Below are 11,256 nucleotides of genomic sequence, written 5' to 3' on the forward strand. Positions count from 1 at the left end.
CATGAACGCGACGACCGAGCAGGACACCGGGTCCGCCAGGATCGCCCTGGTCACCGGAGGCTCCCGCGGCATCGGCCGGGCCGTCGTGGCCCGGCTGGCGAGCGAGGGCTACGACATCGGCTTCTGCTACCGCTCCGACGAGCAGTCGGCGGCGCTGGTGGTCAAGGAGGTCGAGGCGCTCGGCCGCCGGGCCCTGGCCCGCAAGGTCGACGTCACCGACCGGGCCGAGGTCAAGGCCTTCGTCGAGGCGGTGGAGGACGGTCTGGGCCCGGTGGACGCCGTCGTGACCTCCGCGGGCATCACCCGGGACAACCCGCTGGTGCTGATGCCCGACGAGGACTGGGACGCGGTCGTACGGACCAACCTGGACGGCACGTACAACGTGATCCGTTCCGTGGTCTTCCCCATGATGAAGCGGCGCGGCGGCGCCGTGGTCACCATCTCCTCGGTCGCCGGCGTCGCCGGCAACGCCGGGCAGACCAACTACTCCGCCTCCAAGGCCGGGATCCTCGGCTTCACCCGGTCGCTGGCCAAGGAGGCGGGCCGGCACGGGATCCGTGCCAACGCGGTCGCGCCGGGCTTCATCGAGACCGACATGACCGCCGTCCTCACGGAGAAGGCCGCCAAGGACATGATCGGCAAGATCCCGCTGCGCCGCTTCGGACAGCCCGAGGACGTGGCCGCCCTGGTGGCGTTCCTGGTGTCGGACCAGGCCGGCTACATCACGGGACAGGTCCTCCAGGTGGACGGCGGCATCGAGCTGTGAGCGGGGCCCGGCGTCCCAAGGCGGTCAAGCGGCCCAAGTTCTACTTCTCGCTGCGCAGCCCCTACTCGTGGCTGGCCTACCGGGACCTGATGGAGGACCACCCGGAACTGGCCGCCCGGCTGGAGTGGATCCCCTTCTGCGAGCCGGACGAGACGAGCGCCAAACTGCTGGCGGATGCCGGGGGTTCGTTCCCGTACACGGCCATGTCACGGGCCAAGCACCTGTACATCCTGCAGGACGTCAAGCGCCTCGCCGCGGACCGCGGACTCGACTTCGCCTGGCCGGTGGACCGCGCGCCCTGGTGGGAGCCCGCCCACCTCGGCTACTGGGTGGCCCTCCGCCACGGCAAGGGCGCCGAGTTCATCGCCCGGGCCGCGAGCGCCCGCTGGCAGGAGGGCCTGGACATCTGCGATCCCGAGGTGATCGGCTCGTTCGGCCCGGCCCTGGGGATCGACCCGGCCGAACTGTCGGGCGCGCCCGACGACCCGGACGCCCGGGCACAGGGCCTGCGGGCCCTGCTGTCAGTGGAGCGCGACGGGGTCTTCGGAGTCCCCTTCTTCGTCCGCGGCTACGACAAGTACTGGGGTCTGGACCGGCTGCCGGCCTTCGCCGGGGCGGTGCTCGCCGACCCGGCGGGCGCGGACCCGGCGGGCGCGGACCCGGCCCCCACGACCACCCCCGACGCCGTCACCGTCCCCTCCCCGGGATCGGGACAGGCTCTGGGGCTGCCCACCGGCTCGTCGGTCGACGACGGCCACGCGGGCGGGTGCGGCTGACGCCGGCCGCACCACCGAGGCCGCCGCGCGGCGACGTCCCCCGACGGTGCGCGGCGGCTCTTCGGCATTCTCCGGCGGCTTCGCGGCCGCCTTTCGAGACCCCTGCTGCGGCCCCCCGGGGCGTATAGGGGCGACATAGGGGCGCTGCGCAGGGTGGGCGGGCGGTGCCGACCGCGATCCGGACATGTGGGCCGGTTTGGACCTGGACCGAGTGGACCAAGAGGGTGGGGAGTTGGGCGTGGCCGGCTTCGAGGGGTTCGTAGGCGCTTTCCGGCGCAGAGTCATGGAGACACCGCGGCGCACCGCCGTACGGTTCTGCGCGGGAGAGGACCGGGAGGAACTCAGCTACGAGGCGCTGGACGCCGCGGCCCGCTCCGTCGCGCGATGGCTCGCCGACCGAGCCGAACCGGGGGACCGGGCCCTGCTGTCCTTCTTCCCCGGCACCGGGTTCATCCAGGCGTTCCTGGGCTGCCTCTACGCCGGCGTCGTGCCGGTGCCCGTGCCCGCGCAGGGCGGGCACAGCCAGCAGGAGGCCCGTACCGACGGCATCGCCGCGGACAGCGGGGCACGCCTGGTACTGGCGGAGGAGACGCTCGCCGAGGCGCTCACGGCGGACGGCCGGGACCTGGAGCCCTTCGCCGCCGACGCCGGGACACTGGCGTTCCTCCAGTACACCTCGGGCTCGACCAGCGATCCCAAGGGCGTGATGGTCCCGCACGGGGCGCTCGTCCACAACATCGGCCTGATGCGCCGCAGTCACGGCTGGCACTCCGGCATGACCTGGTGCAGCTGGCTGCCCGCCTACCACGACATGGGCCTCATCGCGATGATGCTGACCCCGCTCCACCTCGGGGGCACCGCGGTGCTGATGTCGCCCACCGAGTTCCTCAAGCGCCCCGTGAGCTGGCTCCGGCTCATCGACCAGTACGGCGCCGACGTGAGCTGCGCGCCGAACTTCGCCTACGACCTGTGCTCCCGCCTCCTGAGCGACGAGCAGATCGCCGGACTCGACCTGTCGCGCTGGCGGTACGCCTGCAACGGCGCCGAGCCGGTCGACGCGGGCACCCTGGCACGCTTCGCGAAGCGCTTCGCGCCCGCGGGCTTCCGGACCGAGGCACTGCTGCCCGGCTACGGCATGGCGGAGACCACGCTGTACGTGTCCGGCACCCGGGCGGACAGCGCCCCCGTGGTGCTGCGCGTGTCCGCGGACGGGCTCGCCGCGGGTTCCCTGACCCCCGCGGAACCGGGCGAGCCCGCCCAGGACCTGGTCAGCAGCGGCATCGTGCGGGACCTGGACGTACGCATCGTGGACCCGGGCACCGCGCGGGAACTGCCCGACGGGCAGGTCGGCGAGATCTGGATCCGCGGCGACTCCGTCGCGCACGGGTACTGGCGGCGTCCGGAACAGACGGCGCAGGCGTTCGGCGCGGTGACCGCCTCCGGCGAGGGCGGCTTCCTGCGGACCGGGGACCTGGGCGCACTGGACGCCGGCGAGCTGTACGTCACGGGCCGCCTCAAGGAAATGATCATCGTGCACGGCCGGAACCTGTACCCGCACGACATCGAACGCGAGGTCCGGGCCCTGGACAAGGCGTTCGCGGAGCTGCCCGCCGCCGTGTTCTCGGTACGGCCCGGCGCGCACGAGGAGATCGTCGTCGTACAGGAGCTGCGGGCCCGCGGGCTCGGCGCTGACGAGCTGCGCGCCCTGGCCCGCGGCGCGAAGTCCCGGCTCTCGGCCGTACTGGGGGTCCGCGTCGGCGGCATCGTCCTCGTACGCGTCGGCCAGGTGCGCCGCACCACCAGCGGGAAGATCCAGCGCACCCGCATGCGGCAGCTCTTCGAACAGGGCGGGCTGGCTCCCGTACACGCCGAACTGGACGCGCAGCTGGCGGCGGCCTTCGCACAGCCGGCCGCGTCCGCTCCCCTGCCGGCCACGAACCGAGAGGCAGTGCACCGCTGATGGAGCTGACCCTCCCCGAGACGGCCGCCCGGCGGCCGCTCGCCCTCACCGAACAACTCGAACGGCTCCTCGGCGACCCGGGCGACAGCAGCCTGGCGTTCTCCTTCGCACGGTGCGCGGAACTCGACCGGGCCGAAGCCTTCCCCGACGAGATCTGCGCCGCACTCGACGTGATGGGTCTGCCGCGCTGGTTCGCCCCGGCCGCCCACGGCGGAGCGCTGCGCAGCAGCGAGGAACTCCTCCAGATCATCCGCACCCTCGGCCGCCGCGACTTCACCGTGGCGCTCGCCCACATCAAGACCTACCTCGGGGCGGTGTCCGCCTGGGTGGCGGGCACCCCCGAACAGGCGGGCAGGCTGGCCTCCCGGGTCAACGCGGGCGCGGTCGTCGCGCTCGCGCTCACCGAACAGTCCCACGGCAGCGACTTGCTGGCCGGCGAACTGGCGGCGGTGCGCACCCCCGGCGGCTACCGCCTCGACGGGGAGAAGTGGCTGATCAACAACGCCACCCGGTCCGAGGTCGTCTGCGTCCTGGCGCGGACCGACCCGGACGGCGGAGCCCGCGGGTTCAGCCTGCTGCTCGCCGACAAGAAGGAACTGGCGCCCGGCAGCTGGCACCACCTCGACGCGGTCGCCACCCACGGCGTGCGCGGCGCGGACATCAGCGGCATCGCCTTCGACGCGGCCGAAGTGCCCCTCGACGCACGGATCGGCGCCGAGGGATCGGGCCTGGAGATCATCCTCAAGGGCTTCCAGATCACCCGCACCCTCTGCTCGGCGATGTCGCTCGGCATGGCCGACCAGGCCCTGCGGATCGCCGTCGGCTTCGCCGGCGCCCACGAGCTGTACGGCCGGCGCCTCGCCGACCTGCCGCACGCGGCGCGCACCCTCACGGAGGCGTACGCCGACCTGCTCGCGGCCGAGGCGGTCAGTCTGGTCGCCACCCGCTCGATCCACACGCTGACGGCGGAGCAGAGCGCCGTGTCCGCCATCGTGAAGTACCTGGTGCCCACCGTCGCCGACCAGGCGATCGCCGCGCTGCGCCAGGTGCTCGGCGCCCGCGCGATGCTCGTCGAGGACCACGCCGAGGGCACCTTCCAGGAGATCGAGCGCAACCACCGCATCGTCGGCATCTTCGACGGCAGCACCGTCGTCAACCTCAACTCCCTGATCAACCACTTCCCGATGCTGGTACGGGGCTACCGCGCCGGCCTCGCCGACCGGCCCGGGGTCGAGGGGGCCGCACGGCTCGACGGCCCCACGCCCGAGCTGGACCCGGGCCTGCTCACCCTGTACTCACGGTCCGGCTGCAGCGTCGTGCAGAGCCTGCCCGAAGCCGTCGAGGCCGTCCTGCGCCGCGCCGAGCGGGGCGAGGCCCCCGCCGCCGTCGCCGCCCAGGCGAGCCGGCTGCGGCTGCTCGCCGACGAACTGCACGCCGAGCTCGCCGCATACCGCCCGTCCGCCCGCGACGTCCCCGAGCACGCCTTCGACCTCGCCGGCCGCTACTGCGTCCTGTACGCCGCCGCCGCGAGCCTGCACCTGTGGCTGCACAGCGCCCCCGACACCGGCCCCGTGACGGGCGGGCTCTGGACGGAAGGCGCCTGGCTGGAGGCCGTACTGGCCCGGCTGCTGCGCAGGCTCACCGGCGAGGCGGACCTCGACGACGCGGACGGGCCCGCACTGGACCGGCTGCTGCCGATCCTGCGCGCCCAGCACGACGGCGGGCTGCTGTTCTCGCTGCTGACCTGCGCACTGGCCGAGAGCGGCCGCACCGACGCCGACGCGAACCAGGAGCAGGCACGATGACCACCGCCCTCACCCCCGTGGCAGCGCCGCCCGCCGAGGCGGTCCCCACCGCCGACCGGATCGCCGACCTGGAACGACGGCTCGGGAACCCCCTCGACCCCGCCAACCCGCTGGGGCACGCCGCCGTACTGGCCGCCGACGAACGCGGCGAGCTGCTCGCCGCCGGTGAACGGATGCTGGCGGACTACGGGCTGGGCTCCGAGTTCGTGCCCACGGCCCTCGGCGGCCGCCTGGACCGCGCCGACGGCCTGGCCCACCTGATGCGCGCCGTGTTCCGCCGGGACTGCGCGCTCGGCATCGGCTACGGCATCACCAGCTTCATCGCCGCCCTGCCCGTCTGGGCCTCGGGCAGCGCCGAGCAGCAGCGCCGGGTCGCCGGCCTGCTCGCGTCCGGCGGCCGCATCGTCGCCGCGTACACCGAGCTGGCGCACGGCAGCGACTTCTCCCGCACCACGCTCAGCGCCACGCCCTCGGCCGACGGCGCCGGCCTCGTCCTGGACGGCGGCAAACAGCTCGTCAACAACGTCTCCCGCGCCGAGGCGGCCCTGCTGTTCGCACGCACCGACGACCGGCCCGGCAGCCGCAGCCAATCCCACCTCCTGGTGGACCTGACCTCGCTGCCGCCCGACCGGATGCGCCGGGATCGCCGCTACCCCACCTCGGGGGTGCGCGGCTGCCTCCTCGGCGGTGTCGACTTCGACCGGTGCCCGGTCCCGGCCGATGCCGTCGTCGGCGAGAGCGGAGGTGCGACGGAGACCGTGCTGCGCGCCTTCCAGGTCACCCGCAGCGTGCTGCCCGGCATGGTCGTCGGCGTCGGAGACACCCAGCTGCGCACCGTCGTGGGCTTCGCCCGCGACCGGATCCTCTACGGGCGGCCGGTCGCCGGGCTGCCGCACGCGCGGGCCACCCTCATCGCGAGCTTCCTCGACCTGCTGGTCTGCGACGCGCTCGCCACGGTCGGGGCGCGCTCGCTGCACCTGCTGCCCGAGGAGACCAGCATCCAGTCGGCCGCCGTGAAGTACCTGGTGCCCAAGCTCCTCCAGGACTCCTCCTACCGGCTGTCGGTCCTGCTCGGCGCCCGCAGCTACCTGCGCGAGGGCCCGTACGCCATCTTCCAGAAGGCCGCCCGCGACCTGCCCGTGGTCGCCCTCGCGCACGCGGGCAGCGCCGTGTGCCTGGCCACGATCGTGCCGCAACTGCCCCGCATGGCCGAGCGCGCCTGGCCGGACACCACCGGGGAACAGCCCCCCGAAGCGCTGTTCCGGCCCGGCGCCGCCCTGCCGCCGCTCGACCTCGGCCGCCTGGAGCTCAACTCCCGGGGCCGCGACAGCCTCACCCGGCTGCTGTCCGCCTCCTACGAGGACCCGCGGGTCGACGCACTGGCCCGGATGTTCGCCGACGAGCTGCGGGACCTGGGCCGCCGGGCGGCCGCCCTGCCGCCCCGGGACCGCACCGTGATCGCCGGCCGCCGGGGCTTCGTCCTCGCCGAGCGCTACACCTACCTGCTGGCCGCCGCCGCCTGCCTGGGCACGTACCGCCACGGCGAGGGCTTCACGGCCGACCCGGCCTGGGTCATCGGCGCCCTGCACCGCCTCGCCGGCCGGATGGGGCTGCGCCCGGGGCCCCTGGAGCGGGAGGTCACCGACCGGCTGGCCGGGGAGATCGACGAGCGGTTCGACCACGGGCTCACGTACGACCTGAACCGCGGGCGGCTCACCCGGCCGTGACCCGGCCTCCCACGGCCCCGTTCCCTCTCCGCCGTTCCCTCCCCCCTTCCGCCTCCCCCCTCCTCCGCCCCCCTCGCCTCCGCCCTCCGCCTCACAAAGGAGCCGCACCATGTCCGAAGTCACCGTCGCAGCAACCACCAAGGCGGATCCGCAGGAGATCCGCGACTGGCTCGTCCACCGCGTCGCCTACTTCCTCGAGTGCCCCGTGAGCCAGATCGACGCCACCGCCCATCTCGTCGAGATCGGGCTGGACTCCGTCTACGCGCTGACCCTGTGCGGCGACGTGGAGGACCGGTTCGGTCTCCTCGTGGAACCGACCATGGCCTGGGACCACCCCACGGTCGATGCCATCACCGTCTATCTGGCGGGCGAATTGGAGCGGCTGTGAACAGCGAAGGCCGTAAACCGTACCAAGGGATCCTGGCGACCATAGGGAACACTCCCCTGGTCGAACTGAAGAGCCTGCTCCCGGGATTCGGCTCCCGGGTCTTCGCCAAGGTGGAGCGGTTCAACCCCGGCGGCAGCATCAAGGACCGGTCCGCACTGCGCATGCTCATCGACGCGGTGAGCAGCGGAGAGCTGGAACCGGGCCGGTCGGTCGTCGTCGAGTCCAGCTCCGGGAACCTCGCGGTCGGGCTCGCCCAGATCTGCCGCTACTTCGGGTTCCGCTTCATCTGCGTGGTCGACGGCAAGACCACCGAGCAGAACCTCGCCATCCTCGCGGCCTTCGGGGCCGAGGTGGAGGTCATCACCGAACGGGACCGGGCCACCGGCGAGTACCTGCCGATGCGCCTGCGGCGGGTGCGCGAACTGGTCGCGACGGTCCCGCACGCCTACTGGCCCAACCAGTACGCCAACCCGCTCAACCCGCGCGCCCACGAAGTCACCATGCGGGAGATCGACGACGCCCTGGACGGGCAGGTCGACTTCCTCTTCGCCTCGGTGAGCACCTTCGGGACCCTGCGCGGCTGCGCCGACCACATCCGCAAGGCCGGCCTGGACACCAAGGTCGTCGCGGTGGACGCGCTGGGCAGCGCCATCTTCGGTCTGGAGCCGACACAGCGGCTCATCCCCGGGCACGGCGCGTCCGTCGTGCCGCCGCTCATGGACCCGGACGCACCCGACGAGATCGTGCACGTCTCCGACGTCGACTGCGTGGCGGCCTGCCGCCGGCTGGTGGGCCGTGAGGCCATCCTCGCCGGGGGCTCCTCCGGAGCCACCGTCGCGGCCCTCCAGAGGTTCCGGGACCGCGTTCCCGAAGGATCGAACTGCGTACTCATCTTCCCCGACGGGGGAGACCGCTATCTCGACACCATCTATTCCGACGCGTGGGTGCAGCGCAACTTCGGAGAGATATCCCACCTCTGGAAGGACTGAACCCCATGCTGATGTCCGCCGGCCAGGAGGGCCTGTGGCTGGCCCACCAGCTCGATCCGCAGAGCCCGGCCTACAACGTCGTCCTCGCCGTCCGGATCCGCACCGCGCTCGACACCGGTGCGCTGCGGCGGGCGCTGACCTTCCTCGTGGAACGTCACGAGCTGCTCCGCTCCCGCTTCCCCGCGGACGGGGACGGGGACGGCCACGGCGAGGACGCCCGCGACGACGGCCGGCCGGTCCGGCGGACCGTGCCGGCGGACGAGGTGCGCCTCGACGTGCGGGACGTCCCCGGAGCCGACGACGAGGCCCTCTTCGACCTCGCCCGGAGGGCCGGCGAGGAACCCTTCCGGCTCGCCTCCGAAGGGGCGTTCCGCGCGGTGCTGCTGCGCCGCGCCCCGGACGACGCGGTGCTGCTCACCGCCACCCACCACATCGTCAGCGACGCCACCTCGCAGTGGATCCTCGTACGCGACCTGCTCCACGCGTACGAGGCCGCCGCGGCGGGCACCCGCCCGGACTGGCCGCCGCTGGAGGCGACCTGGGACGAGTACGTGGCGGCCGAGCGGCGCCTGGCCGGCTCCCCGCGCGGCCTGCGCGCCGCCGACTACTGGCGCGAGGTGTGTGCGGACGTCCCCCTGGCGACCCTGCCGGCCGACCGGCCCCGGCCCGCCTGGCGCACCCTCAACGGAGCCACCCACGAACTGCGTCTGCACGAGGACGACGCGGCGCGGCTGCGCGCCGCCGCCAAGGAATCCCGGCTGACCCCCTTCGCATGGCTGCTCGGCGCCTTCCAGGCCGCCCTGTACAGATCGGGGAGCGGCCCCCGCTTCCTCATCGGCTGCCCGGCCACCACCCGCCTGCAGCCGGGCACCCGCGAAGCCGTGGGCTACTACGTCAACGCCCTGCCGGTCACCGCGGGGATCGGCCCGTCGACCTCCCTCGGGGAGCTGGCGCACGGCGCGCACCTGCAGCTGCTGCGCGGCATGTCCCACATCGCGTACCCGCTCGAACTCATCGGCCGGGGCGAACTGTTCAAGGTGTCCTTCACCTCGGTCGCCGCCGACCGACTGCCCGTCCCGGGCCTCTTCCAGGGCCCCGTGGAGCACCGCGGACTGCGCCTGGAGCTGTGCGACGTCCCGCAGCAGGAGGGCCAGCTCGACCTGACGGTGGAGGTGCTCGAGAGCGCCTCCGGGTTCACCGCGCTCCTGCGGTACAACACCGACCTGTTCGACGCCGCCACCGTCGAGCGGTTCGCGGACACCTACGCGCGTCTGCTGCGGGCCGGCCTGGACGACCCCGCCGCCCCGGTCGCCGAGGCGTCGCTCGTCGACGCCGACGACCTGGCGTTCCTGCTGGCCCTGGGCAGTGGCGCGGCATGAAACGTATAGGCCTGGTATAGCCACCGACTCGACGATCCAAGAAAGGAAATACGACCGAGAGGAAACCCCATGCTGATACTCCGGCGGGCGGACGTGTCGGAAATTCTGTCCGGCAGCGAGTCGGAGATCATCGACCTCGTCGCGGATGCCTACAAGCTCCACGACGAGGGGAAGACCTCCCTGCCGCACTCGGTGTTCCTGAGGTTCCCCGAGGAGGAGCACGCACGCGACCGGATCATCGGCCTGCCGGCCTACGTCGGCGGCGGCGCCCCCGCCGCGGGCATGAAGTGGATCTCCTCCTTCCCCGGCAACATCGACTCCGGCCTGGAGCGGGCCAGCGCGGCCGTCGTCCTGAACTCCCTCGACACCGGCCACCCGGTGGCGTTCGTCGAAGGCGCCGTCATCTCCGCGAAGCGCACCGCCGCCAGCGCGGCACTGGCCGCCCGCGAACTGACCACCGACGCCCCGCCCGTCTCGGTCCTCCTCATCGGCTGCGGCGTCATCAACCTGGAGATCCTCCGGTTCCTCGACGCCGCCCTCCCGGACCTGCGCGAGGCCGCGCTCTACGACACCGATCCGGCCCGCGCCGAGGCGTTCGCCGAGCAGTGCGCCCGTGAGGTGCCCGGCGTCAAGGCCCACCCCGTCACCGACCTGGCCGCCGCCCTGGGCGAGCACCGGCTGGTCTCGCTGGCCACCACCGCGGCCGAGCCGCACCTGGACCTGGCCGCCTGCGGCCCGGACACGACCGTCCTGCACGTATCGCTCAGGGACCTGACCCCCGAGGCGATCCTGGCCGCGGTCAACGTGGTCGACGACGCGGACCACGTGTGCCGCGAGCGCACCTCGCTGCACCTGGCCGAACAGCGCACCGGCGACCGCGGCTTCATCGCCGCCCCGATCGGCGCCCTGCTGCGCGGCACCGCCTCCGTCACCCGCGAGCCCGGCCGGCCCGTCGTCTACTCCCCCTTCGGGCTCGGAGTCCTCGACATCGCCCTCGCCGCGATGGCCGCGCGCCGCGCCGGCGAACTGGGCCTCGGCGTCCGCGTCGACGACTTCCTGCCCGCGTAGCCGGCCGCGCGGGCAGCCCCCGCGACCCCCGGACCCTACGCCGGCCGCCCGGCACCCCACGGACGGACCCGATGGCCGCATCCCCACGGCCGGACCCGTCCCGGGCGGCGGGCGCCCCCGCCCTCCTGCGACCACCCAGCACACCCCATCGAAGACGAGCCAAGGAGCCACCATGACCACCCAGCAGACCGACGAGCGCGTCTTCCGCGTCGTGCTCAACGACGAAGAGCAGTACTCGATCTGGTGGGCCGACCGCGACCTGCCCGCGGGCTGGCGTGCCGAGGGCACCGAAGGCCCCCGCGAGACCTGCCTCGCCCGCATCTCCGAGGTCTGGACCGACCTGCGCCCGGCCTCTCTGCGCCGGCGCACGGCCGACGAGTCCGCCGCGGCCTGAGCCA

Annotated in this window: 10 protein-coding genes; all 10 read left to right on the plus strand. The window is 73.4% G+C overall.

Translation table 11 applies throughout. The features are described from left to right. Nucleotide 1 precedes the first annotated feature (1 nt). Entirely contained in the window at nucleotides 2-766 is a 765-nt protein-coding gene (fabG, locus tag MTF69_RS20775) for a 3-oxoacyl-[acyl-carrier-protein] reductase (protein WP_243336439.1), read from the plus strand. After that, nucleotides 763-1,542, plus strand: coding sequence for a 2-hydroxychromene-2-carboxylate isomerase (locus MTF69_RS20780; RefSeq protein ID WP_243336440.1), 780 nt, complete (start codon nucleotides 763-765; stop codon nucleotides 1,540-1,542). Before fabG ends, MTF69_RS20780 begins: the two co-directional genes overlap by 4 nt. A gap of 238 nt (nucleotides 1,543-1,780) precedes the next feature. Continuing rightward, nucleotides 1,781-3,502, plus strand: coding sequence for a fatty acyl-AMP ligase (locus MTF69_RS20785; protein WP_374323460.1), 1,722 nt, complete (start codon nucleotides 1,781-1,783; stop codon nucleotides 3,500-3,502). Further along, nucleotides 3,502-5,307, plus strand: a complete 1,806-nt coding sequence (locus tag MTF69_RS20790; protein ID WP_243336442.1) for an acyl-CoA dehydrogenase family protein — start codon at nucleotides 3,502-3,504, stop codon at nucleotides 5,305-5,307. The genes MTF69_RS20785 and MTF69_RS20790 overlap by 1 nt, the downstream gene beginning before the upstream one ends. Further along, nucleotides 5,304-7,034, plus strand: coding sequence for an acyl-CoA dehydrogenase (locus MTF69_RS20795; protein WP_243336443.1), 1,731 nt, complete (start codon nucleotides 5,304-5,306; stop codon nucleotides 7,032-7,034). The genes MTF69_RS20790 and MTF69_RS20795 overlap by 4 nt, the downstream gene beginning before the upstream one ends. A gap of 109 nt (nucleotides 7,035-7,143) precedes the next feature. Continuing rightward, nucleotides 7,144-7,422, plus strand: a complete 279-nt coding sequence (locus tag MTF69_RS20800) for an acyl carrier protein (protein ID WP_243336444.1) — start codon at nucleotides 7,144-7,146, stop codon at nucleotides 7,420-7,422. Continuing rightward, nucleotides 7,419-8,411 carry a 2,3-diaminopropionate biosynthesis protein SbnA gene (gene sbnA, locus MTF69_RS20805; RefSeq protein WP_243336445.1) on the plus strand — a complete coding sequence of 331 codons (993 nt, stop codon included), beginning with the start codon at nucleotides 7,419-7,421 and terminating at the stop codon, nucleotides 8,409-8,411. The genes MTF69_RS20800 and sbnA overlap by 4 nt, the downstream gene beginning before the upstream one ends. Before the next feature lie 5 nt (nucleotides 8,412-8,416). Further along, nucleotides 8,417-9,790 carry a condensation domain-containing protein gene (locus tag MTF69_RS20810; protein ID WP_243336446.1) on the plus strand — a complete coding sequence of 458 codons (1,374 nt, stop codon included), beginning with the start codon at nucleotides 8,417-8,419 and terminating at the stop codon, nucleotides 9,788-9,790. Between the two features lie 69 nt (nucleotides 9,791-9,859). Next, the gene (gene sbnB / locus MTF69_RS20815) at nucleotides 9,860-10,858 is read left to right on the plus strand and encodes a 2,3-diaminopropionate biosynthesis protein SbnB (protein ID WP_243336447.1); all 999 of its coding nucleotides are present in this window, start codon (nucleotides 9,860-9,862) and stop codon (nucleotides 10,856-10,858) included. 172 nt (nucleotides 10,859-11,030) lie between these two features. After that, nucleotides 11,031-11,252, plus strand: a complete 222-nt coding sequence (locus MTF69_RS20820) for an MbtH family NRPS accessory protein (protein ID WP_243336448.1) — start codon at nucleotides 11,031-11,033, stop codon at nucleotides 11,250-11,252. The last annotated feature ends 4 nt before the right edge of the window (nucleotides 11,253-11,256 follow it).

The sequence above is a fragment of the Streptomyces sp. AP-93 genome (assembly GCF_022808175.1).
Classification (GTDB): domain Bacteria; phylum Actinomycetota; class Actinomycetes; order Streptomycetales; family Streptomycetaceae; genus Streptomyces.

Bases quoted from the DNA above. Each gene is read 5' to 3' on its own strand.
- fabG (WP_243336439.1), top strand. From the start codon at position 2: ATGAACGCGACGACCGAGCAGGACACCGGGTCCGCCAGGATCGCCCTG.
- MTF69_RS20790 (WP_243336442.1), top strand. From the start codon at position 3,502: ATGGAGCTGACCCTCCCCGAGACGGCCGCCCGGCGGCCGCTCGCCCTC.
- MTF69_RS20795 (WP_243336443.1), top strand. From the start codon at position 5,304: ATGACCACCGCCCTCACCCCCGTGGCAGCGCCGCCCGCCGAGGCGGTC.
- MTF69_RS20800 (WP_243336444.1), top strand. From the start codon at position 7,144: ATGTCCGAAGTCACCGTCGCAGCAACCACCAAGGCGGATCCGCAGGAG.
- MTF69_RS20810 (WP_243336446.1), top strand. From the start codon at position 8,417: ATGCTGATGTCCGCCGGCCAGGAGGGCCTGTGGCTGGCCCACCAGCTC.
- sbnB (WP_243336447.1), top strand. From the start codon at position 9,860: ATGCTGATACTCCGGCGGGCGGACGTGTCGGAAATTCTGTCCGGCAGC.
- MTF69_RS20820 (WP_243336448.1), top strand. From the start codon at position 11,031: ATGACCACCCAGCAGACCGACGAGCGCGTCTTCCGCGTCGTGCTCAAC.